The organism is Endozoicomonas sp. ALB115 (assembly GCF_049310245.1).
Classification (GTDB): domain Bacteria; phylum Pseudomonadota; class Gammaproteobacteria; order Pseudomonadales; family Endozoicomonadaceae; genus Endozoicomonas.
Genome location: NZ_JBLYZG010000011.1, coordinates 99558 through 122321, shown reverse-complemented (window position 1 = coordinate 122321; position 22764 = coordinate 99558). Strand labels below are relative to the sequence as shown.

At 50.5% G+C, this 22764-nt stretch carries 19 protein-coding genes; 14 read left to right on the top strand and 5 right to left on the bottom strand.

Translation table 11 applies throughout. From position 1 onward, the window contains the following. Nucleotides 1-19 precede the first annotated feature (19 nt). Entirely contained in the window at nt 20-475 is a 456-nt protein-coding gene (locus tag ACO6VE_RS07665) for a ComF family protein (protein ID WP_422460664.1), read from the bottom strand. Between the two features lie 450 nt (nt 476-925). Here ACO6VE_RS07665 and bioB point away from each other — a divergent pair, with 450 nt between their 5' ends. The 6 genes from bioB to ACO6VE_RS07635 all read left to right on the top strand — a co-directional run bounded on the left by bioB (nt 926) and on the right by ACO6VE_RS07635 (nt 7572). Further along, nucleotides 926-2059 (top strand): biotin synthase BioB, encoded by a 1134-nt coding sequence (gene bioB, locus ACO6VE_RS07660; RefSeq protein WP_422460662.1) that lies wholly within the window; start codon nt 926-928, stop codon nt 2057-2059. Then, nucleotides 2059-3282, top strand: a complete 1224-nt coding sequence (gene bioF / locus ACO6VE_RS07655; protein ID WP_422460660.1) for an 8-amino-7-oxononanoate synthase — start codon at nt 2059-2061, stop codon at nt 3280-3282. Before bioB ends, bioF begins: the two co-directional genes overlap by 1 nt. After that, nucleotides 3282-4052, top strand: a complete 771-nt coding sequence (locus ACO6VE_RS07650) for an alpha/beta fold hydrolase (RefSeq protein WP_422460658.1) — start codon at nt 3282-3284, stop codon at nt 4050-4052. Before bioF ends, ACO6VE_RS07650 begins: the two co-directional genes overlap by 1 nt. Next, entirely contained in the window at nt 4049-4960 is a 912-nt protein-coding gene (gene bioC, locus ACO6VE_RS07645) for a malonyl-ACP O-methyltransferase BioC (RefSeq protein ID WP_422460656.1), read from the top strand. The genes ACO6VE_RS07650 and bioC overlap by 4 nt, the downstream gene beginning before the upstream one ends. Before the next feature lie 3 nt (nt 4961-4963). Then, nucleotides 4964-5644, top strand: coding sequence for a dethiobiotin synthase (bioD, locus tag ACO6VE_RS07640; protein WP_422460654.1), 681 nt, complete (start codon nt 4964-4966; stop codon nt 5642-5644). A 137-nt stretch (nt 5645-5781) separates the two neighbouring features. Further along, on the top strand, nt 5782-7572 hold the full coding sequence (locus ACO6VE_RS07635) for an acyl-CoA dehydrogenase C-terminal domain-containing protein (protein ID WP_422460652.1): 1791 nt from the start codon (nt 5782-5784) through the stop codon (nt 7570-7572). 91 nt (nt 7573-7663) lie between these two features. Here ACO6VE_RS07635 and ACO6VE_RS07630 read toward each other — a convergent pair whose 3' ends face one another. Continuing rightward, nucleotides 7664-7921 carry a hypothetical protein gene (locus tag ACO6VE_RS07630; RefSeq protein ID WP_422449912.1) on the bottom strand — a complete coding sequence of 86 codons (258 nt, stop codon included), beginning with the start codon at nt 7919-7921 and terminating at the stop codon, nt 7664-7666. 517 nt (nt 7922-8438) lie between these two features. Here ACO6VE_RS07630 and ACO6VE_RS07625 point away from each other — a divergent pair. The 4 genes from ACO6VE_RS07625 (at nt 8439) to ACO6VE_RS07610 (ending at nt 14873) form a co-directional block, all read left to right on the top strand. Then, nucleotides 8439-9371 (top strand): DUF3943 domain-containing protein, encoded by a 933-nt coding sequence (locus ACO6VE_RS07625; RefSeq protein ID WP_422460650.1) that lies wholly within the window; start codon nt 8439-8441, stop codon nt 9369-9371. Between the two features lie 327 nt (nt 9372-9698). Further along, nucleotides 9699-11477 carry an acyl-CoA dehydrogenase C-terminal domain-containing protein gene (locus ACO6VE_RS07620; protein ID WP_422449914.1) on the top strand — a complete coding sequence of 593 codons (1779 nt, stop codon included), beginning with the start codon at nt 9699-9701 and terminating at the stop codon, nt 11475-11477. Nucleotides 11478-11817: 340 nt separating this feature from the next. Then, nucleotides 11818-12963: a hypothetical protein gene (locus ACO6VE_RS07615; RefSeq protein WP_422449915.1), complete on the top strand. Its 1146-nt coding sequence runs from the start codon at nt 11818-11820 to the stop codon at nt 12961-12963. Nucleotides 12964-13073: 110 nt separating this feature from the next. After that, complete coding sequence (locus tag ACO6VE_RS07610; protein ID WP_422460648.1) at nt 13074-14873, top strand: hypothetical protein; 1800 nt, start codon at nt 13074-13076, stop codon at nt 14871-14873. Nucleotides 14874-14973: 100 nt separating this feature from the next. On the opposite strand, the gene ACO6VE_RS07605 is transcribed toward ACO6VE_RS07610, so the two are convergent. The 3 genes from ACO6VE_RS07605 to ACO6VE_RS07595 all read right to left on the bottom strand — a co-directional run bounded on the left by ACO6VE_RS07605 (nt 14974) and on the right by ACO6VE_RS07595 (nt 17803). Further along, the gene (locus ACO6VE_RS07605) at nt 14974-15510 is read right to left on the bottom strand and encodes a hypothetical protein (protein WP_422460646.1); all 537 of its coding nucleotides are present in this window, start codon (nt 15508-15510) and stop codon (nt 14974-14976) included. A gap of 69 nt (nt 15511-15579) precedes the next feature. Further along, nucleotides 15580-17319 carry a GspE/PulE family protein gene (locus ACO6VE_RS07600; protein ID WP_422450544.1) on the bottom strand — a complete coding sequence of 580 codons (1740 nt, stop codon included), beginning with the start codon at nt 17317-17319 and terminating at the stop codon, nt 15580-15582. A 31-nt stretch (nt 17320-17350) separates the two neighbouring features. Beyond that, nucleotides 17351-17803 (bottom strand): inorganic triphosphatase, encoded by a 453-nt coding sequence (locus ACO6VE_RS07595; protein WP_422460644.1) that lies wholly within the window; start codon nt 17801-17803, stop codon nt 17351-17353. A 169-nt stretch (nt 17804-17972) separates the two neighbouring features. Between ACO6VE_RS07595 and ACO6VE_RS07590 the strand changes: the two genes are divergently transcribed. The 4 genes from ACO6VE_RS07590 to argA all read left to right on the top strand — a co-directional run bounded on the left by ACO6VE_RS07590 (nt 17973) and on the right by argA (nt 22645). Further along, the gene (locus tag ACO6VE_RS07590; RefSeq protein ID WP_101746454.1) at nt 17973-18653 is read left to right on the top strand and encodes a TIGR00153 family protein; all 681 of its coding nucleotides are present in this window, start codon (nt 17973-17975) and stop codon (nt 18651-18653) included. A 19-nt stretch (nt 18654-18672) separates the two neighbouring features. Then, the gene (locus ACO6VE_RS07585; protein WP_422449919.1) at nt 18673-19944 is read left to right on the top strand and encodes an inorganic phosphate transporter; all 1272 of its coding nucleotides are present in this window, start codon (nt 18673-18675) and stop codon (nt 19942-19944) included. An 84-nt stretch (nt 19945-20028) separates the two neighbouring features. Beyond that, a complete protein-coding gene (gene argE / locus ACO6VE_RS07580) occupies nt 20029-21183 on the top strand; it encodes an acetylornithine deacetylase (RefSeq protein WP_422449920.1) in 1155 nt (384 codons plus the stop codon). Between the two features lie 94 nt (nt 21184-21277). Further along, complete coding sequence (argA, locus tag ACO6VE_RS07575; RefSeq protein ID WP_422460679.1) at nt 21278-22645, top strand: amino-acid N-acetyltransferase; 1368 nt, start codon at nt 21278-21280, stop codon at nt 22643-22645. The last annotated feature ends 119 nt before the right edge of the window (nt 22646-22764 follow it).

The window sequence follows — 22764 nt, the reverse complement described above, 5'->3', positions numbered from 1 at the left end:
GGAGCAGCTTCAATAATCATCAGCTCTCCGGTGTTCTGGCAACACTCCATATATCCACGCGTTTAACACCACTTTTTTTCAATAGTCGGGTGATTTCATTGACGGTGGCACCCGTGGTTACCACATCGTCCACTAGGGCAACGTGGTGCCACGGCGGTGTGCCGTTTAAAGTGAATGCGTTGCGAATGTTTTTTTGTCGGGCGGTGGCATCCAGGCTTTGCTGCGGCACTGAGTGGATGGTTCTTTTGATCAACTGTTGTTCAATGTCCAGCTCTCTGACACTGAGCAGCTTCTTCAGGGCTTTGGTCAGCAGGAGCGTCTGGTCATAACCTCTTTCCCGCAACCGTTTGCGGTGCAGTGGTACCGGCAATATGATTTCCGGCCACTGATCATCAAGGTAATAGTCCAGCAACCATTCAGCCAGTGATGCGGCCATTGGCTTTATCAGTTCCAGCCTGGACTGGTATTTCACCATTTGTAATATCCGGTTGACGGGAAACTGGTACAGAAATGGTGAAAGACAGTGGTCAAATAAGGGCGGTTGCTTCAGGCACTGGCCACAAATGCCCGTGTCACTGTCTTGAATGGGCAAGCCGCAGCATGAGCAAAAGCACAATGGAACCGGGCATGTTGCCAGGCATAATCGGCAAAGCGGTTGGGCAAGTGTGGTATGGCCCCGGCAAAGAATGCATTTGATCTGTACTTGTTGTTTAAAATTAGACCAGTTGTAAACCTTAAATAATTTCATAGATTGACGGTGGCAGTAATTCCGTTATCATCTTTTGCATCTTTATTGTGAAAATGTCGTTCTAGTGATTGGTAATTTCATTTTCATGGTTGTTAACTCAAACAATGAATCCCAGGTCTCCGTTAACAAGGGTTTTCTTCCCTTCCGTGATCGGTGTTCCCTCCCCCAGAGGATGTCATGTCCAATACCAGTTCAGCTCCAGCAGAAAATTCCTCCAGCTCTTTTGGCCACAGTGTCGTTCGTCATGACTGGACGCTGTCAGAAGTAGAGGCACTTTTCCAACAGCCGTTCAATGATCTGATCTTTCAGGCCCAGCTGGCTCACAGAGAACATTTTGATCCAAACCAGGTGCAAGTTAGCACATTACTGTCGATCAAGACGGGTGCCTGTCCGGAGGACTGCAAGTATTGCCCCCAGAGTGGTCACTACAATACCGGTCTGGAAAAAGAAAAATTGATGGAGGTGCAGAAGGTACTGGAGGAGGCCAGAAGCGCCAAGGCTTCCGGTGCTACCCGCTTCTGCATGGGGGCGGCCTGGAAAAATCCTCCCGCCAGGGACATGCCTTACATTATTGAAATGATTAAGGGGGTGAAAGCACTGGGTCTTGAGTCCTGCATGACCCTGGGCATGCTGAGTGAGGATCAGGCTACGGAGCTGGCCGGGGCAGGACTGGATTACTACAACCACAATCTGGATACCTCGCCAGAGTTCTATGGCAACATCATTACCACCCGAACTTATGCTGACCGGCTGAACACTCTGGCGTTTGTCCGGGAGGCGGGGATGAATGTCTGCAGTGGTGGCATTGTGGGTCTGGGTGAAAACGAGCGCGATCGTGCCGGGATGCTGGTTCAGCTGGCCAATATGCCGAAGCATCCGGAGAGTGTGCCTATCAATATGCTGGTGAAAGTCGCTGGCACGCCATTGGCAGACGCTGAGGCGGTGGATGGTATTGATTTTGTCCGTACCATCGCCGTGGCCAAAATTATGATGCCAGCGTCCAACATTCGTCTGTCGGCCGGGCGTGAGCAGATGAGTGATGAGCTTCAGGCGTTGGCCTTTCTGGCGGGAGCCAACTCAATTTTCCTTGGTGATAAACTGCTGACCACCGCGAACCCTGAGGCGAATAAGGACCGGCAGCTGTTTGCCAAGCTCGGCATCAATAAAGGGCATGATTGGGGTGAGCAATCCGCGGTACAGCCTCCTGAGCAGTGCCCGATTAAAGCAATGTACGACGCTGAAAAAAGCAATGAGCATTACTACGATGCCATGGCCAGCCAGTCGGATCGAAACATGGCTGGTCATGGCTGATGAGCTTCAATCTGGAACAGGAGCTTGAGGCCCGCCATGCCGCTGGCCTCTATCGCCGTCGTCAAACCCTGGACTCGCCCCAGGAGCCTGAGGTCATTATCAATGGCCAGCACTGTCTTGCCTTCTGCAGCAATGATTACCTCGGCCTGGCAAACCATCCCGATGTTATCGCAAGCTTTCGACAGGCAACGGATCACTATGGGCTGGGTGGCGGTGCTTCCCATCTGGTGGTGGGGCACAGCCGGGCACATCATCAGCTGGAAGAAGCGCTTGCGGAATTTACCGGCAGAGAGCGTGTGCTGCTGTTTGCCAATGGCTATATGGCTAACCTGGGCGTGATCAGTGCCTTGTTGGGCAGGCAGGATGCGGTGTTTCAGGATCGCCTGAACCATGCCTCATTACTGGATGCCGGACGGTTGTCTGGTGCCCGGTTCCAGCGTTACCTGCATAATGATGTGGATAACCTCACTAACCGACTTCAGAAAACCCGTGCCCGACGCAAATTGATCGTAACGGATGGCGTGTTCAGCATGGATGGCGATGTTGCGCCGGTAAAGGCGCTGTCGGATCTTGCTGAGCAACACCAGGCCTGGCTGATGGTGGACGATGCCCACGGTTTTGGTTGCCTGGGAGCAAATGGCGGTGGTGTTGCCGAGGCCTATGGCTTGAACCAGAAACATCTGCCGGTGCTGGTGGGGACATTGGGCAAAGCGTTTGGAACTTATGGTGCATTTGTGGCGGGCAGTGACGCTTTGATTGAGACGCTTATTCAATTTGCCCGGACTTATATCTATACCACGTCCATGCCACCGGCGGTGGCGTCGGCGACCCTGACCAGCCTGAAGCTGCTACGGGAACAACAGTGGCGCAGGGAACATTTGCAGACACTGGTTCACTATTTCAGGTCCGGTTGTGAGCAGCTGGGGTTGCCTCTGATGCCGTCATCAACACCGATACAACCGTTGCTGGTTGGTTGTGCAAGACGGGCGGTGGCCATAAGCCGCCGGTTGTCTGAGCAGGGGATACTGGTCACGGCAATCCGTCCTCCGACGGTGCCTGAAGGATCTTCCCGATTACGTATTACCTTCAGTGCATCCCATGAGTTACATCATGTTGATCGCCTGTTGGATGCGCTTAAAATGGCTGCACAGTCGACAGGTGTTGCAGACGTTTCTGATCAACCTGCCACCGCATCGTTATCGATGACAGGAGTGTTGTCCTGATGAGTAAATACCCGATCGTTTTAATCAGTGGCTGGGCCATGCCAGCCGGTGCCATGGCGTCACTGGCGGACGCCCTGGATGTTGACCATCGCCGGGTTTCCATTGTCGAGTTGCCTGGCCTGGTGCGTGAGTCACAAGCGTACAAAACAAGTCATGACTGGAACTCATTGCTGACGTATCTGGATCACCAGCTGTTTGAGAAGCCTGCGGTGCTGGTGGGATGGTCGCTAGGCGGAATGCTGGCAACGCTGTATGCCAGCCGGTATCCGGATAATGTGGCCGCTGTCGTTAACCTGGGGGCGAATGTCTGTTTTGTGCAGAATGACAGCTGGCAGCAGGCAATGGATCCGACGCTGTTTGCCAGTTTTTATCAAGGCATGTCCCAGTCCCGTGACAAGACGCTGCAACAGTTTGTTCTGCTGTGCAGCTCCGGCAGTCCACGGCGGAAAGAGCTATCGAAAGCCCTGCAGGCACTACTGTCTGATGCTGACCTTGATCATCAGGCCGAAGACAGCACCCTGCTAAGCCTGCTGGGCATACTGGGCAAGAGTGATCTTCGTTCCGTATTTGGTGATATTCGCTGCCCGGTGACTCATCTGTTTGGTAAAGACGATGCCCTTGTTCCGGTGGAGGCAGCTGATGCCATTGAGCAGGCGTTTGCCAAGCATCGGGTTCAGGTGCTTGATGGAGGGCATTGTTTCTTTATGGATGACCCCGAGCCGGTTATCAGTGAGGTGCGGCGGCTGTCCAGCGGGGATGTCGGAACATGAGTTCGATCCCTGTCCATAATGAGGTTGCCGGTGGCCTGGCAGATCTTCGGCCTGCCTCCTCTGCTATTAGCGTGACAACAGACCGGGCAAACGCTCGGGTAAAGCAGCGTATCGCTGAAAACTTCAGTCGGGCTGCTGACAGTTATGATCAGGCGGCCATATTACAGAAGCGGGTCGCTGCCCGGACAATGCAGGGCTTACCGGCCCGACTCAGCTCAGAGCAGCCAGGCTCAAAAGCATTACACTCCCACCGTATTCTTGACCTGGGTACCGGAACCGGTTTGCACACAATGACGCTGGCTGAACGATATGACAATGCCGTGGTCATCGGTATGGACCTGGCCATGGGGATGCTGCAATTTGCCCGGCACAATACCAGCCATCCCCGGGTTGACTGGTGCTCTGGTGATATTGAGTCCATGCCCTTGCAGTCCGGTGCTGTGGATCTGATCTATTCCAGCCTGGCTATTCAATGGTGCGACTTCGAGCAGGTGCTTGGTGAGGTGAGCAGAGTACTGAAGCCTGGTGGGACTTTTGTCTTTTCTACCCTGGCTGAAGGCAGCTTGGCAGAGCTGGATAATGCATGGTGTCTGGTGGGGGAAAATAATCGGGTTAACCGCTTTGACAGTTTTGATACTCAGAAACAGCGTATGAACGCCAGTGATCTGGTTTGCCAGGCGTTCTCACTGAAGCCTGAAACACTGTTCTATCCCGATGTGATCTCCCTGTTGCGCAGTTTAAAGGCTCTGGGGGTAAACACCGTATTGGCGGATAAAGGTGGCCTGGTGACCCGACGGAAGCTTGAAGCCTTGCAACAGGCTTATGAACAAATACGACAGCCTGAAGGATTGCCTTTGACCTATCAGGTCCTTTACGGCGTCTTGCAGAAGCCAGTGTGTGAAGAGTAGAAAATGGGAAAAACTTATTTTGTCACCGGTACGGATACGGATGCCGGGAAAACCGTCGTCACCTGTGGACTGCTTGAGGCAGCGCGCTTAACAGGGTTAACGACGCTGGCCTTAAAACCGGTGTCTGCAGGATGTCAGCACACTGAAAACGGCCTGAGAAATGACGATGCATTGGCATTGATGGAAGCCATGACGCTTGTTCTACCTTACGAACAGATAAACCCCCTGGCTCTGGCACCTGCCATTGCCCCCCATATTGCGGCACAGGAAGCCGGTGTGCGTATGACCCTGGATCGACTTGTGGGCTACAGCCGCGGAGCCTTGATGCAAAAAAATGATCTGGCTCTTATCGAAGGCGCTGGTGGCTGGCGGGTCCCCCTGAACTCACGGGAGATGATCAGCGGACTGGCAAAAGCGTTGAATACTCCTGCTATTCTGGTGGTTGGCATGAAACTGGGCTGTATCAGCCATGCCTTGCTTACCGTTGAAGCCATTCTCCGTGATGGTGTCAGGCTGGCAGGCTGGGTGGCGAATCAGGTGGATCCTGATATGAGCCGTTATGATGACAATCTGGACACCCTGAAAAGTCTGATTCCAGCACCCTGTCTTGGTGTGGTGCCCTTTCTTGAGGAGACCAGTGCCAGTCAGGTTGCCGGGTATCTGGATATTTCACCATTGGCTTGATTGACTTGAATTCACTCGTAATAACTTTTGCTGTCATGTATTGACATTTATTCTGTCTAAACGTAAGTTTCAAACAGTTGTTTGAATCGTGCTATACTCATCTTTATCCATAAGTAAAAGAATATCGAGGATGCATCATGCCAGAATATAAAGCCCCCCTGCGAGATATCCGCTTTGTCCGTAATGAAGTTCTGGGCTATGAAGAACATTACGCAAACCTCCCTCAAGGTCAGGATGCCACTCCGGATATGGTGGACGCCATCCTGGAGGAAGGTGCCAAATTCTGTGAACAGGTACTTTCACCGCTGAATCGTGTCGGTGATGAAGAAGGTTGTACCTGGACACCAGAAGGCGTTAAAACCCCCACCGGATTTAAAGACGCCTATCAACAGTTTGTTGAAGGTGGCTGGCCATCGCTGTCCAGCGATGCTGAGCATGGTGGCCAGGGTCTCCCTGCTTCGCTGGGCCTGGTGCTCAGTGAAATGATGGGGGAATCCAACTGGTCCTGGGGGATGTATCCCGGGCTGAGCCATGGCGCAATGAATACTCTGGAAGCCCATGGTACCCACGAGCAGAAAGAAACGTACCTTACCCGGCTGATTTCCGGTGAGTGGACCGGTACGATGTGTCTGACTGAGCCTCACTGCGGTACTGATCTGGGTATGCTGAAAACCAAAGCCGTACCCCAGGAAGACGGCACTTATCGTATTACCGGCACCAAAATCTTTATCTCTTCCGGGGAACACGATATGGCAGAGAATATTGTTCATATCGTTATTGCCCGTCTGCCGGGGGCACCTGAAGGCACCAAAGGTATCTCCCTGTTTATTATTCCCCGTCATCGCCCGGATACTCCAGGTGAAACAAATGGTGTCAGCTGTGGTTCCATCGAGCATAAGATGGGTATCCATGGTAACGCCACCTGTGTGATGAACTTTGACGAAGCCACCGGTTATCTGATTGGTGAGCCCAATAAAGGTTTGAACTATATGTTCACCTTTATGAACTCTGCCCGTCTCGGCACCGGTATTCAGGGTCTTGCCCATGCAGAAATCGCTTATCAGGGTGCTGTTCGATATGCCCGTGACCGTCTGCAGATGCGTTCTCTTTCCGGTCCGAAGAACCCTGATGGGCCTGCCGACCCGATCATTGTTCACCCGGATGTTCGCCGTATGCTGTTGACCATCAAGGCACTGACGGAAGGTAACCGGGCACTGGTTTACTACGTGGCACAAATGGCCGACCTGGTGAAGAGTCCTGATGAAGAAGTCCGGAAACAGGCTGACCTGGAAATGAGTTTCCTGACGCCTATTGTTAAGGCGTTCATGACCGAGACCGGGTTTGAAGCCGCTAACCACGGTCTGCAATGTTACGGTGGGCATGGCTTTATCAGTGAGTGGGGGATGGAGCAGAATGTTCGTGACTGCCGTATCTCCATGCTCTATGAGGGAACCACGGGTATTCAGGCGCTGGACCTGCTGGGTCGTAAAGTCCTGATGACTCAGGGTGCCACCATGAAGCCCTTCACCAAGCAGGTTCATAAGTTCTGTCAGGCTCAGGCAGACAATGAAGAACTCCAGGAGTTTATCAAGCCGCTGGCTGCCATGAATAAGGAGTGGGGCGACCTGACCATGCAGATTGGTATGAAGGCCATGCAGAACCGGGAAGAAGTTGGTGCCGCCTCGGTTGACTACCTGATGTACTCCGGTTATGCCTGCCTGGCGTACTTCTGGGCCCGGATGGCACTGACGGCAAAAGAAGCCCTGGCGAATGGTACCACTGAAGAAGGGTTCTATAAGGCTAAAATCCAGACTGCACAGTTCTACTTCCAGCGTCTGTTACCAAGAGCCCAGATGCACAAGGCGTGCATTGAGTCTGGTGCCGACAATCTGATGGCCATGGAAGCGGATGATTTTGGCGACGTTTAATTCGCTGGTCTGACGGGCTGAAAGTGAATCAGCCATAAGCCAAACAATAAACAGAGAGGCTACCGGTTGGTAGCCTTTTTTTTGCAGTTTATTACCGCATTTCATCAAGAATCATAAAGCTCAGAAAAGTAGTGGGTAAGGCAATAATCATAATCACCGGGAGTGCCGGATTAAATAGCATGAGAGTGCCTGCTACCAACCAGATCGTTCTGACCCAGCTGCGCTTGATGCGCTCTTTTCTGGAGATGATTCGACCACGAGGTCTAAGCAATTTGCTGGCTAACTGATTAAACAGGGTGGAAAAAAAAATCTGCAGGATTGCAGTGATCAAGACGAGAAGATATCGCATAAGATGCCTGAGTATCTGGTCAACAATATCGGAACTGCAGGACAGCTTATCTTCCGGAACCGAACAATCGAATCAACACTGTTTGATCCGATAAAATGATCAAACAAAAAGAAGACGGTTAAATTAAGTTAGCTTACTTTATCGGCAATTGGCACTTATTTATGATGGATGTTCATGAAGATCTCACTGAAAAAGGATTTTTCTTGCTTGTTTCACTCTTTTGGTGCACTTGAACTCAGTCTTTAGCCGCATTGACTGTTTTGCCAGCTATAAAAATATGGTCTATAAAATTTGATTTGCTTTTAAGTAGTTGGCCAAATGGAATCGTATATTTCTGGCTAAGTGGGCAGTTGCTATGCAAGGCGCAACGTAGGGAGCATAGCCGTAGCTATGTGACCGGAGTTGCAACGCCGCAGAGTGACTGACAACTTAGTCAGAAATATATGATTTCATTTGGTTAACTACTTATAAGACCTTGGAGCTGAATTCAGCAATCACGCTGTATTGATGTCGCATCATGAAGAAGAATACCCAAACGATAAAAAGCCTGTTAATTCTTCTTGCCTTCTTTTTTATGTTATCGGGATTATTGCCGCCTGTTTTCTCAGATGATTTCAACCCTGCTCAAGGGCCTTCACTGGCTGCTGTGCATCATGATCTGACCCGCCAGGCAGAAGTCTTGAGCCAACATCCACCATCATTTGTGCAGCAATCGCCATTGCCTTCTGACGACTGGCGCTGGTTTTTAAAAGATAAAGACCAGAGTTGGGACATCACGCTATTTGATAAAAAACCGGCAGAGAATCAGGCCAGACTTTGGTACCAAACCAAAGTGACGTTTGGTTTGGCGCTGGGGGTTTTGGGAGTGATCGCTCTGTTACCAGAAAGTGTTTCCAACTGGGATAAATCGGAAATCAGGCCCATCAAAAAGTGGTGGAGCAATGTCAAGTCAGGGCCTGTATGGGACACCGATAAATGGTACATCAATTATATCGGGCATCCTTATTTTGGAGGTGTGTACTACGTTATGGCCCGGTCATCGGGCTATAACCAGTGGAACTCGTTTGTTTATTCATTTTTGATGTCCACCTTCCTGTATGAATACGGCATTGAAGCGATGTGTGAGCCGCCATCCATTCAAGATATCATTGTGACTCCTCTCGGCGGGTGGCTCTACGGGGAATGGGCTTATCAGAAAAAACAGAAAATTCTGGACAATGACAGTGAGGTGATGGGCTCCAAGGTGTTAGGTTCTACCGCACTATTTCTGCTGGACCCGGTTGGCAAATTCAGTGAGTGGGTCGGTGGTGACAGTGGTGAGGGGACAATACAAAACTTGTCCATTCGATTGAGCGTTATGCCCCCGGCTGCCAGTTTTTCCCCTTACCGGAAAACGTCACTCGACGTTGATCATCGCTACATCGGCGTGGAGGTTTTCTTTAATTTCTAAATACGACAGCGAAACACAAAGAAGCACAGTCTTTTGCTGAAAAACAGGGACTCTTCAGGTAACATGGCGTCACGGAACTCAACAGCCTGTGTGACTGAAAGCTGTCCTGGTGTGGTTGCGATAAATGGGACTCCCGCTTCTTCGTCAAGTAACCCCGCTATGCTCTTCAGATGCAGACATTTTTATTACCAATACCATTATGGACGCTTAAACCTGACAGGTTGCCGGTAAAACAGCTATGAGCCACTTTGTGTCCTTTTGCGTATAACTCAAAGGCATAATGGCTGTATTCCAATAGTAAGAAAAAAATTCCAGGAGTGGAGAGTAATGGCCGAGTACAAAGCCCCCCTTCGCGACATGCGGTTCGTAATGTACGACGTATTCAACGTAGCTGAGCAGTGGGCTCAGTGGCCTGCTGTCAGTGAAACGGTGGATCAGGAAACTGCAGATGCGATTCTGGAAGAAGCCGCCAAACTGGCTTCTCGCACCATTGCCCCTTTGAACCGCCCGGGAGATGAAGAAGGGTGTCAATGGGACAGCGGTCAGGTGACCACACCGGAAGGTTATAAAGAAGCCTATAAACTGTTCGCTGAAGGCGGTTGGAGCGGGCTGGGTGGTAATCCCGTTTATGGTGGTATGGGTATGCCCAAGGTACTGGCTGCCCAGTTTGATGAAATGGTCTGCAGTGCCAGCCTGGCATTCACTCTCTACCCGAGCCTGGGGGCCGGGGCCTGTCTGGCCATTGATGCCCACGCCTCCGATGCGTTAAAAGAAGCGTACCTGCCGCAAATGTATTCCGGTGAGTGGGCGGGCACCATGTGTCTGACGGAACCCCATGCGGGCACCGATCTTGGTATCATCCGCACCAAAGCGGAAGACAATGGCGATGGCAGCTACGCCATCACCGGTACCAAAATCTTTATTACCGGCGGGGAGCATGATCTTACTGAGAATATTATCCACCTGGTGCTGGCCAAGCTTCCCGATGCACCTCCCGGGCCTAAAGGCATCTCATTGTTTCTGGTACCTAAGGTATTGGTGAATGAGGACGGATCTCTGGGTGAAAGAAATGCCCTTGCCTGTGGTTCCATTGAGCACAAGATGGGCATTAACGGCTCCGCCACCTGTGTCATGAATTTTGATGGGGCCAAAGGCTATCTGGTGGGAGAACTGAATAAAGGCCTGAATGCCATGTTCACCATGATGAACTACGAGCGCCTGTTTGTGGGGATTCAGGGGCTTGGCAGCAGTGAGATGTCCTACCAGAACGCACTCGAATATGCTCAGGATCGCATCCAGGGACGTTCCGCCAGTGGCGCTGTGCAAAAAGATAAAGCGGCGGACCCATTAATGGTCCATGGGGATATCCGGCGAATGCTATTGAATATGAAAGCCATGAATGAAGGCGGCCGGGCTTTCTCCACCTATGTGGCCAAACAACTGGATATTGCCAAGTTCAGTCAGGATGACCATGAAAAAGAGAAGGCTTCTGCCCTGGTGGCGTTGTTAACTCCCGTTGTGAAAGCCTTTTTAACCGATGCAGGGCTGGAAAGCTGTGTTGCCGGTCAGCAGGTGTTTGGTGGTCATGGCTTTATTCGTGAGTGGGGCCAGGAACAACTGGTCAGGGATGTGCGCATCACCCAGATTTACGAAGGAACCAACGGTATTCAGGCGCTGGATCTGCTCGGACGTAAAATTGCCCTGAGCGGTGGAGCCTACCTGGAAACATTCCTGAGTGAAGTTCGGGGCTCAGTGGACGCTAATGATGAATTTGCTGAAGAGCTGCTGGCTGCGGTTGATAAGCTTGAGGAGCTGACGCGCAAACTTCTGGCGCAGTCGAAAAATGACCCCAATGTCATTAATTCTGCCTGTGTTGATTACCTGAATGCTTTTGCCTACGTTGCCTATGGCTGGATGTGGTCATTAATGGCGAAAACAGCAGCGAGCCAGCTTGCTGAAGGCAGTGAAGACCAATCCTGGCTGGAAGCCAAGCAGCTGACTGCCCGGTATTATTTCAAGCGTTTACTGCCTCGCTTTGAAAGTTCAGCGGCCGCCGCTCTTGCGGGAACTGAGGAACTATTTGCCTTATCTCCTGGTCAATTCTAATAGCAAGCAAAATCATTCCAGTTGAAACCAGAAAACCTCGCTTTGCGGGGTTTTCTGGTTTTTTGGTCTTTATTTTTCAGGATTACGGCCAATAAAAATAGAGAAATCCAGATGTTCTGTTGTATGGGTTATTAAGTAGTTAACCAAATGAAATCATATATTTCTGACTAAGTTGTCAGTCACTCTGCGGCGTTGCAACTCCGGTCACATAGCTACGGCTATGCTCCCTACGTTGCGCCTTGCATAGCAACTGCCCACTTAGCCAGAAATATACGATTCCATTTGGCCAACTACTTAATGGTTCGCGTAATTTTTATTGAAATAAATTTTGGGGATACACATGACTCTCAGCTCAGCCTACAGGTCTTTATACCCGATATGTGTCTATCTATTGATCATGACCCCCGGCAATAATGCCTATGGAATGGATGATGTTAAACCTCCGATTTATGCCAGTAACTTTCTGTTAAAACAAAAAGATACAGGCCAGTGTCTGGTGGTAATGGACGAGCAGGAAGGTTGCAGCTCTGAAGAAATCCGGCTGACGGATGACTGTGTGAATAGCAACAGGATAACGTTCGGGGTCTGTGATGAAAAAAAACCGGAGCAGAGGTGGAAGTTTGACTTCCAAAAGAAACGAATTCACTCATTGGAACGAAGTGCTGATCTATGTTTGACCCGGTTGTCGAAACATCTGGCCATGGATGTTTGCCAACCAGCAAGTTTGCAACAGCTATGGTTTTTTAATCAACAGGACCATCTTTACAGCCGGGCTGATTATTTTGACCCTCTTGCGTTTGTAGCACTCTTGCAAAGTGATACGGATATTTCACCGGTCTCGTTCCACTTTAGCGACTCTGAAACGGGAGATGATCAATGCTATCTGAGTCCTTTTACCGGCAGGGTTGAGTGTGCAGGATTTGAAGTTGGTGAAGAGGCCGTGAAACAACAGGAAGTTCAGTCCTGGCACTGGTCAGGCCACTGGCCATGGCAGGCAAAGCCAGCAAAGCTGACAGAAGAGTTGCGGCTTGGTGATTTCAGTAATAATCATTGTCTTGCGGTTACGCAATGTCACATGGACAGTGTTGGGCAGTACGACTGTTTTGGTGGGGCAAAGGTTCAGGTAACTGCCTGTCAATCCATCAGTCATCAGGTCTGGCGCTATGACCTGGTGTCTAAAAAACTGTTTAACAAACAGGCCGGGGAGCAGTTCTGCTTAAGCTGGTCAGCGGGAAAACTGACATTGGAACACTGTCTGCCCGGTGCTGGTCCTCAGCAATGGTATTTTGCCCAGGGAAGAGGAAGCAAGTATCCGGAGCGAGGACAACTGCGTTGGTTTACCAATTTAGATGAACATTACGATTACGTTAAGGCACTTGATTTTGATCCCATCGTTAAATTTGAAATATTAAAGAAAGACATTCAGGGAAATGACTGCGGCTACGATCCCATTAATGGCCTTTGGAAAGGCTTATGTGCTAATTAGGCTATTTGATCAACAGAGTCATTCGGGCTGATTGAACTTATTCCCGTCTATGTTATCTAACGGTATTCTTGGACTAAGCCTCCTGGAACATAAATAGTGAGGATAATCCTGTGTATTTGCATGGCAGTGCTGCTGCGCGTAGAGGCGATCAAAGAACAGAATCGTCTGAGCGTGCTGAAACATCCGGGGTCAGAGCGGGGCGTGATGTCAGGGTCCATGCTGATTCTCCCGGTTTACCAGCCAGTTATGCGCCACCCGGCACTGAACCATTACAGCGAAGCGTATCAGAGTATAACCTCGCCATTGTCAGAGATGGTATCAGAGGTTGTGTGGAAACGGGGAAGAAAGCCTCTCCCGAGTTTTTCATCTACCTGGAAAAGATCAAACCATTATTAGATGGCCCCCCAACTGAAGAGTCTCTCAAGGAAATAGGCGAATTATATAAACTTATCAATGAATGCGATTTCTTCACTGAAGAAATGAAAACCATGGATGACCTGAAAAAAAGGATAGCCTCCAGCTTTTCATCTTATGTTGAACAACAAAAAACAGAGCTGGTGAAACAACTGAAAACCTGTTTTACCATCCGCAGCAGCGGCGGAGCTGATCGCTTTTATGAACAGCTTACTGGCAAAATCAAACAGCTTTTTCCTCAATTCACACCGCCAATGCAGGAGTTGTTGCATAATGTTGGTGCAACCATTGTGTCCAGTGAGTTGGATCAAGGTTTTAAAAAATACCTGACTGACCAGCTCCGCAAAAATGGCAGCTCCGAACACCAGGTGAGAAATCAGAGTGCTGCCGTGCGGTCAGAGCTGGAAGAGTTTGCCCGCATTGCCAGGATGATTGTTGAACGTCAGGGAAAACACAAGCTTGCTGTCACGCAGAATTATCTGGAAAGACTCTCAGTAATGGTTGATCGATCGGTAAGAATGTCAGTGGCAGACTGCAGGTTGCACCTGGAAGCCCTGGAAATGATCGATTCAGCAATGATGGACACAATGGCAATAAGCCCGGGGTCGGATGCTGAAAATTATTGGCATCACATGCTTTTTGAGGCCGTCCTTGATCTTCGCTTTGCTTCCGAATTTATGGCTGCCTATCATCACCTGATTTCGCCATTACCACCACAGAAATGGGGTTTGGAAGAGCTGGAGGGGTTTGTCACTTTATTAAGATATTCCGGTCAGTCCCTCGGCTACTGTTCGCAAGAGTTTGTCTCATTACTTGCCAAAATGGATGGCTCTGACAATGGGCAATCTGCCAACACGCCAGTGGCAGCTGCCAGCGGTGATAATGACGAAGACGATTGCCGGGCCGTAGAGTCTGACGAAGCGCCGGGTGAAACTGAAAAAGGGTTAACCAAAGAGGACCGCAACAAGGAACTGGAAAAATTTTTGCACGTTGTTGCTCTGGAAGCTTCAGGCGAGTTCTATCACTCAAATTACGATAAAAGCTATTCTGACTGGCACATAATTGCTGAAATGCTGCTCGGGCAGCGAGCGTTCGCAAATCCTCATGCCAAAAAGGCAATCAGGTTTATGGTTGATCTATCAAAAGGGGGAGCCAAGACTGCCAATTTGCATTTTTTCGATACTACTGGCAACAGAGCAAACGCACGCAGAACGTTAGAGCAGGTGATGAACCAAATCAGGCAAAAGCAACCGGACAAAATTGATATCCGGCAAAATGGTTATTTCAGCAAGGTGTCCATCCAACTCTGGAAGGGTGGCCAAATATGCCATACTTGCCACGTGGCTGCGGTCACTGAATCCGGAGTGCCCTACGACAGTATGGCGATGGGGCTACAAATTTTGTGTGGCAGGGAGCTGATGAAAGAATTGTATACCTATCGGGATAGAGCCCTGGACTTCCGATATTACCAACCCATGAAGCTTGTTGCTCCTTAACCCGGATATTTCACAAACTACCCCGAATCTCGCGAAGGACTTTGTTGGTCAGCAGAGATTGAACAATGGATACTGCAGAATTTATTTACAGGCTCAATGATTACTTCTGAAGATTCCGTATCAGCAAGCTAACACCCTCAGTTAACTCTCCAATGACATGGGGAGCATAAGCAATTTCCAACCATCGTTCTTTTTGCTGATGGGAAGAAGGATAAAGTACCCAGCAAAGCTGCTCCTGCCATGAGCAATCGGATTCAAGATCATAATGAATGCCGTATACCGGTAAGCTTCTGTTACCTATTTGTACTCCGTATCTGCCCTGTTCACTGCGGGTAGCAACAATGGTTCCTTCCTGATTGGCTTGAATTTGATAGACCAGCGTGGGTTTTTCATGGCTTTCGTGCTGGCTATAGACAGCGTGTGCCTTTAGCAGGCTGTTGATATAGTTCTCCAGTGCCTGTTTACGGCCCTTGCCGGGCGTGTTTGCCGTTATCTGTCTGGCAAATGAATCGGACTCCTCTGTGACGATCATTTTCTGGCCATGCTTATCGGAGTAAATAGCTGTTGACTTATTACTGCTTGCGTTGATCAGCGCTGGAAAGATCAACAGCGGCAAAAGAAAGGCGTATTTCTTCATATCAAAGGCCCTGAATTTATGATTTGTTATTTTTTTCCTGCAAGCCATTTCCTGACATTGCTGCCGGGCTCACTCGGGAGTGACCCGCATCACTTCTTCTATGGTGGTCATTCCAGCGGCAACTTTCTGTGCACCTGATTGTCTCAGGCTATACATGCCTTCCTTGATACATTGTTGGCTGAGCAGTGTAATGTCAGGATTTTCATTAACCATATCTTTAACCTGAGGGCTCATGGTTAAAATCTCATAAAGGCCGGCACGCCCACGATAACCCGTTTCACGGCAATCGAGGCAACCAACAGGCTGATAGACTTCTGAGGGTGCCGATGCGGGCCAGGGGTTTGTCAGGGCTTTCCAGCCACTGGTGTCCAGCGGTGCTTTCGCTTTGCAATTCGGGCAGAGGGTTCTGACCAGACGTTGTGCCATAACACCGAGCACGGTGTTTTTAATAAGATAAGGGGGGACACCAAGCTCAAGCAAACGGGTCAGGGCAGAGGGCGCATCATTGGTGTGCAGGGTAGAAATGACTAAATGCCCGGTCAGAGCGGCCTGAATTGCCATCTCGGCGGTTTCAAGATCACGGATCTCACCCACCATAATGATGTCAGGATCTTGCCTTAACAGTGCCCGAAGCCCTGAGGCAAAGGTCAGGTCGATGTTGTGTTGCACCTGCATCTGGTTGAAGGCAGGCTCCACCATTTCAATAGGGTCTTCGATAGTACAGACATTCACCTGATCCGTGGCCAGCTGCTTCAGTGTTGAGTAAAGCGTGGTGGTTTTACCAGAGCCCGTGGGACCAGTCACCAGAATGATACCGTTGGGCTGGCCTGACATGGCTTTCCAGCGCCGTTCATCTTCTCTGGAAAACCCCATATCGCTGAATGATTTGACCAGCACTTCCGGGTCAAAAATCCGCATCACCAATTTCTCACCAAATGCGGTAGGTAATGTGGACAAGCGCAGTTCGACCTCATAGCCATCGGCGTTACGGGTTTTCAATCGTCCATCCTGCGGCTTGCGCTTTTCGGCAACATTCATGCGGCCAAGAATTTTCAGGCGGCTGGTCATTGCTGCGGCGACTTTGACTGGCATCTGATAAATCGAGTGGAGTACACCATCAATTCGAAACCGGAGATTGCATTGTTCCCGGCGGGGCTCAATGTGGATATCGCTGGCTCTTTGTTCAAAAGCGTATTGGAGCAGCCAGTCAACAATGTTGACGATATGCTGGTCGTTGGCATCCGGAGCCTTCATGCTGCCCAGCTCCAGCATCTGTTCAAAGCTATTGAGCGAGGCAGAAGTGACACCGGCCTCCGAGCTGGCTCCCATCACTGACCGGGCCAGACGATAGAACTCGACGGTATAACGTCGGATATCGGTTGGATTGGCGACAACCCGCCGGATTTCCCGGCGATTCACATGGCGCAGATTGTCTTCCCAGATTCGATGCCATGGCTGGGCAGAGGCCACCACTATCTCAGTGCTGGTCACCTCAACCGCAAGGATCTGGTGTCGCATGGCAAAGGCATGGGACATGATGGGGGTAATGGCCGTAGCATCAATCTTGAGAGGATCGATGTGGAAGTAATCCTGACCGGCCAGTTCGGCGAGCCACTGACACAGGCGCTCAATATCCAGCTTGTTACCCGGATGACAAAGATCCTCCAGCTCCAGCTCAGCCAGGTATTCCAGGGGGTGCAGACGGACTTGTTCCGGTGTGCGCGGGCGGCTGAGGATATCATCAGCGGTTGCCTGCTCGATATGCTTGCTTCTGACCAGGTCAGACACAACCATGGCCAGATCCAGCATTTGTTCCCTGTGTTGCAGGCCATCTGCTTTATTATTGTTCACGTGAAATACCGTTTGCAGCTGGAATTGCCTTATATTCTCTCTTTTTTTTCGGCGTGGGGACAAATGGATTTATTGTTTCAGTAAATAGAGGTTTGAGCTGCTCTATCGATATATCACTGAGCTCGGCGGGCCAGACAGGCGTCAAAACCTGCCCGTCCAGTTTATTGGTGCGCAGCGGCCACTCCCATTCGCCCCGACGGGTCAGGCCATTGATGCTTTCTCCCCGGGTTTTCAGAGTTTGGATATATTGCCCGTTAACTTCACGAATCCGCAAAGCCACCCTGGCCTGGTTGAGTCTCAGGTCCCGGGTATCAAAGTAGGTATTCCCAAGGTGAAGGGTTTCTGATGGCTGTACTGCATGCTCCTGCCAGAATGGGTGACTTTTCAGCGGCTCAATCTGATCGGCAGGCACAGACAGCTTTAATTCGGTTTCCTGGCTCATTTTCTTATCCACAATGCGGTTGTCAAATTCTATCGGACGGAGAAATTATATAAAAATCATAGGTTCACGGGTAAAGGCACTCTGTGCTGCGCGCGCCAGCTGATGCGCATATGTGCAGGAATTGAAACGGCCTTCTATAATCAGGCGTTCAACCGGATGGATTTGAAAAATGCCTACCAGCAACATACTGGCGAGTGTTTTCGGCCGCTCACCAATAGGACCTATTCAAAAGCACATTACCACTGTTCACAAATGTGCGTTACAGCTGGAGCCATTCTTTCAGGCAGTGTTTGCCGAAGAGTGGGAGACGGCGTGTGAGGTTCAGCAGACAATCACCAAATTTGAGCACGAAGCGGATGTCATCAAGCGAAGTATCCGCCGGTCACTTCCCAAAAGCCTTTTTCTCCCCGTTCCCCGTACCGATCTGCTGGAAATCGTGACCGTTCAGGATAAAGTGGCTAACCGTGCCAAGGACATCGCAGGCCTTGTGTTAGGAAGAAAGATGGTTATTCCTGAATCCATGCACGAAGCATTCATTACCTATGTGCGCCTTTCAATTGCCACAACTGCACAGGCATTGAAAGCCATTCATGAGCTGGACGAGCTTCTGGAAACGGGTTTTCAGGGGCGGGAAGTTGATCTGGTGGAAAAAATGGTTGAAGAGCTGGACAACATTGAGAGCGAAACTGACAGGGACCAGGTAAAAATACGCCGTATGCTGTTTGATCTTGAGCAAACGCTGCCACCGGTTGACGTCATGTTTCTGTATCAGATTATCGAGTGGGTGGGCGATCTTGCGGATCGGGCTTCCCGTGTTGGTAGTTACCTCCAGTTGTTGCTGGCCCGTTAACTGAACCGGATGCAGACTGATGAGTATTATCGCTGAATATGGCACAGTTTTCCTTATCCTGGCCTGCCTGTTTGGGTTTTTTATGGCCTGGGGGGTTGGGGCCAACGATGTTGCCAATGCCATGGGGACGTCGGTTGGTTCGGGAGCCCTGACGGTTAAACAGGCTATTTGTATCGCTATCCTGCTGGAGTTCACCGGTGCTTATCTGGCAGGCGGGTCGGTCACTGAAACCATACGCAAGGGGATTATTGATCCATCCTTACCCCTGCTGGCTGGGAACCCCAATCTGCTGGTATATGGCATGCTGGCTTCGCTGCTGGCTGCGGGCACCTGGTTACTGATCGCTACACACTACGGCTGGCCGGTGTCCACTACCCATTCTATTGTTGGGGCCATTGTCGGTTTTGCGGCTGTTGGTATCTCTGCCGACACCGTCAGCTGGGGAAAAGTGGCAGCCATTGTTGGCAGCTGGGTTGTTTCTCCCCTGATGTCAGGGCTGTTCGCCTTCCTGATTTTTGTCAGCGTGCAGAAGCTGATTCTGGATACTGAAAATCCCTTCAGAAACGCCAAGCGCTATATGCCCCTTTATATGTTTCTGGTTGGCTTCATGATGTCGATGGTGACGCTGATCAAGGGCCTCAAGCATATTGGCTTGCCGCTGGATTATACCGAAAGCACTGTGCTCTCACTGATTATCGGCTTGGTCATAATGTTTATTGGCCAGATGGCGCTGGCAAAAATAAAGGAAGATATTCAGGCGGATATGTCGTTTCATTTCTCCAGTGTGGAGAAAGTCTTTGGGGTTATGATGATTTTTACCGCCTGTTCCATGGCCTTTGCCCATGGTTCCAACGATGTGGCCAATGCGGTGGGGCCATTGGCAGCGGTTGTCAGTGTGGTGATCAGTGGTGGTGAAATTGTCGGCAAGTCTTCCGTTCCGCCCTGGGTTCTGCTGGTGGGTGCTGTAGGTATTGTGGCAGGGCTGGCGACCTGGGGCTATAAGGTCATGGCTACCATAGGTTCTCATATCACCGAGCTGACACCCAGCCGGGGTTTTGCCGCAGAGCTTGCGGCCGCTTCTACGGTGGTGATGGCCTCCGGCACTGGCTTGCCAATCTCCACAACCCATACGCTGGTTGGTGCAGTTCTTGGCGTGGGACTGGCCAGGGGGATCGGCGCTTTGAACCTCCGCGTTATCAGCACCATCTTTATGTCCTGGCTGGTCACGCTGCCAGCAGGAGCGATTCTGGCGATTATTTTCTTCCACTGCCTCAAGTTGATTTTTGGCTAGCAAACCTTGAATTAGTTTCCAATAAGGCCTGCCCTGTTTATCATCTTAAGAGACTCCCTTCATTAGACGGTGATAATCAGGGTTATGAGCAGTCAGCAGCCAACATTTCAGCATGCACTTTCAAGATTGATCGAGATACCTTCTGTCAGCTCAACCCTTCCTGATCTGGATATGAGTAACCTGCCGGTTATCAATGAGTTGGCGGTGTGGTTGGAAGCGATGGGGTTTCAATGCGAGATTCAACCCCTGCCCGGGGCTCCTCACAAGGCGAACCTGATTGCAACTCTTGGCAGTGGCCCGGGAGGTTTGGTACTGGCCGGGCATACGGATACGGTTCCTTACAATGACAGCCTGTGGAAAAGTTCACCGTTTGCCCTGGAAGAAAGAGATGGCCGGTTTTATGGATTGGGCGTCTGCGATATGAAAGGCTTCTTTGCCCTGGTCATGGAAGCGGTTCGGGGGTATCTGGACACGCCACTGAAAGCACCACTGATCATTCTGGCCACGGCGGATGAAGAGTCCTCAATGAATGGTGCTCGTGCCCTGGCGGAACTTGGTCGACCAAAAGCGCGGTATGCTGTGGTGGGAGAACCTACCGGGATGCGACCTATTCATATGCACAAAGGCATTATGATGGAGCGTATTCAGATTCTCGGGCAATCCGGCCATTCCAGTAATCCGGCACTGGGCCGTAATGCCATGGAGACAGCCCACAAGGTGATCACTGACTTGATGCAGTTTCGCGCCGAACTGGCCGAGCGTTATCAGAACCCTGGCTTTACCATTCCGACCCCTACCTTGAACCTGGGTTGCATTCATGGTGGCGACAACCCTAACCGGATTTGTGGGCAGTGCCAGCTGGACTTCGATATTCGTATGCTGCCGGGGATGGACAGCGAACAACTGCGGCAGCAAATTCGTCAGAGGCTTTTGCCAATTGCTGAAGCGGATCAGGTTGAGATCTCACTCGAAGCAATTACACCGGCTATTGAAGCTTTTGCCGGTCCTGAGAATTCGGATCTGGTGGCTGCCTGTGAAAAGCTGACAGGGCATCAGGCAGAAGTCGCAGCCTTTGCTACTGAGGCTCCATTCTTTAGCCGACTGGGTATGGATACCGTGGTATTGGGACCAGGTGATATTGATCAGGCACACCAGCCAGATGAATACCTCTCGCAGGAACGGATAAAGCCAATGATTGCTATTTTGCAGTCATTGATCAGACAGTACTGCTTATCTTGAAGAGAAGTACTGCACGATGTTCTTATAACCTGAGCATGTGATACTCAGGACGGCCTTTAATAGAGTGTGTCATGGATAAACAAGTGTGGCTTGCGTGAAAAAAAAGGAAAATTCAGCAGACAGCGCAGAAAAGTACGTGAAGTTTTTCCGTCAATCATCACCCTATATTCATGCCCACAGGGGGAAAACCTTTGTGATCATGCTTAGTGGTGAAACGCTGGCTCACCCCAACCTTGGTAATATCATCAGTGATATTGCACTGATGAGCAGCCTGGGTGTCCGCCTTGTGCTGGTACACGGTGCCCGCCCTCAGATTGATGAGCGTTTACGGGAACGTGGCATTAAAACAGTGATTCATCAGGGCGGGGCTGGCAATGGCAGAGTGCATAATGAACGACGGGTCACTGACAGGCAGAGCCTTGAGTGTGTCAAAGATGCTGCAGGAAATATGCGAGCCCTGATTGAATCAAGGCTCTCGGTGGGACTGGTGAACTCGCCCATGCATGGTGCCAGGATTCGTGTTGTCAGTGGTAACTTTGTGACCGCCAAACCCCTGGGTGTGCTTGATGGTATCGATTTTAAGCATACGGGCGAAGTTCGGAGGATAGACAGCCAGGCCATCGATCATCTGCTAGACAGTGGTTATGTGGTGTTACTCTCCTGTCTCGGGCTTTCCCCCACCGGAGAGATTTTCAATATTGAAGCAGAGGAAGTGGCTACCCGCACTGCCATCAGTCTGCAAGCTGAAAAATTGATACTTTACGCTGAGCAGCAGGGGATTTTTGATCACCTGGGGAATCTGATCAATAGAATTTCTCCCCATGAAGCCATTAAAGAACTTGAGTCGCAGACTGGTGAATCCAGGCGACTACTGTCCTCCGCCGTGACCGCTTGCTCCGATGGTGTCGAACGGGCCCAGATTATCAGCTATCAGGATGATGGATCACTGCTGATGGAGCTGTTTACCCGTGATGGGGCCGGTACGCTGATTTCCAGAGATCACTATGAAGAAGTCCGTGGTGCAACCATTGAGGATGTGGGCGGTATTCTTGAACTGATCCGTCCTTTCGAGGAAAAAGGCATATTGCGCCGTCGCTCCCGAAAAGAATTGGAACGGGAAATAAAGCTGTTCAGTGTCGTGTTGCTGGACGGCATGATCATCGGCTGTGCTGCTCTTCATCCGTACTATGAAAATGGTACCAGTGCTGCAGAACTGGCCTGTGTTGTGGTCCATCCTGAATATCGCAGTGCACAGCGCGGTGATCGTTTGCTCGCCCATATTGAAGCGTTGGCAGAAGAACAGGGCATGAACGAAATCTACGTCATGACCACCCAGACTACCCATTGGTTTATTGAGCGGGAATTTGCTGAAGTTGCCTGTGATGATTTGCCGGCAGAGCTTAAAGCAAAATATAACCCCAAAAGGCAGTCAAAGGTTCTTATGAAAACGATAGGAGGCTGATCGAGAATACTGCCCGTCCCGGCGACAATTGTAATTAATGGGTTCCTTCTATCAATGACTCCCAAGCCCCGTTCGTCCTGAGCGGAGTCGAAGGGCGTAAACACCACACCCTGAATAAA

Bases quoted from the DNA above. Each gene is read 5' to 3' on its own strand.
- bioC (WP_422460656.1), top strand. From the start codon at position 4,049: ATGAGTTCGATCCCTGTCCATAATGAGGTTGCCGGTGGCCTGGCAGAT.
- ACO6VE_RS07600 (WP_422450544.1), bottom strand. From the start codon at position 17,319: ATGCTGGATCTGGCCATGGTTGTGTCTGACCTGGTCAGAAGCAAGCAT.
- bioF (WP_422460660.1), top strand. From the start codon at position 2,059: ATGAGCTTCAATCTGGAACAGGAGCTTGAGGCCCGCCATGCCGCTGGC.
- ACO6VE_RS07615 (WP_422449915.1), top strand. From the start codon at position 11,818: ATGACTCTCAGCTCAGCCTACAGGTCTTTATACCCGATATGTGTCTAT.
- ACO6VE_RS07590 (WP_101746454.1), top strand. From the start codon at position 17,973: ATGCCTACCAGCAACATACTGGCGAGTGTTTTCGGCCGCTCACCAATA.
- argE (WP_422449920.1), top strand. From the start codon at position 20,029: ATGAGCAGTCAGCAGCCAACATTTCAGCATGCACTTTCAAGATTGATC.
- ACO6VE_RS07630 (WP_422449912.1), bottom strand. From the start codon at position 7,921: ATGCGATATCTTCTCGTCTTGATCACTGCAATCCTGCAGATTTTTTTT.
- ACO6VE_RS07595 (WP_422460644.1), bottom strand. From the start codon at position 17,803: ATGAGCCAGGAAACCGAATTAAAGCTGTCTGTGCCTGCCGATCAGATT.
- ACO6VE_RS07625 (WP_422460650.1), top strand. From the start codon at position 8,439: ATGAAGAAGAATACCCAAACGATAAAAAGCCTGTTAATTCTTCTTGCC.
- bioB (WP_422460662.1), top strand. From the start codon at position 926: ATGTCCAATACCAGTTCAGCTCCAGCAGAAAATTCCTCCAGCTCTTTT.
- bioD (WP_422460654.1), top strand. From the start codon at position 4,964: ATGGGAAAAACTTATTTTGTCACCGGTACGGATACGGATGCCGGGAAA.
- ACO6VE_RS07650 (WP_422460658.1), top strand. From the start codon at position 3,282: ATGAGTAAATACCCGATCGTTTTAATCAGTGGCTGGGCCATGCCAGCC.
- ACO6VE_RS07585 (WP_422449919.1), top strand. From the start codon at position 18,673: ATGAGTATTATCGCTGAATATGGCACAGTTTTCCTTATCCTGGCCTGC.
- ACO6VE_RS07635 (WP_422460652.1), top strand. From the start codon at position 5,782: ATGCCAGAATATAAAGCCCCCCTGCGAGATATCCGCTTTGTCCGTAAT.
- ACO6VE_RS07665 (WP_422460664.1), bottom strand. From the start codon at position 475: ATGGTGAAATACCAGTCCAGGCTGGAACTGATAAAGCCAATGGCCGCA.
- ACO6VE_RS07620 (WP_422449914.1), top strand. From the start codon at position 9,699: ATGGCCGAGTACAAAGCCCCCCTTCGCGACATGCGGTTCGTAATGTAC.
- ACO6VE_RS07605 (WP_422460646.1), bottom strand. From the start codon at position 15,510: ATGAAGAAATACGCCTTTCTTTTGCCGCTGTTGATCTTTCCAGCGCTG.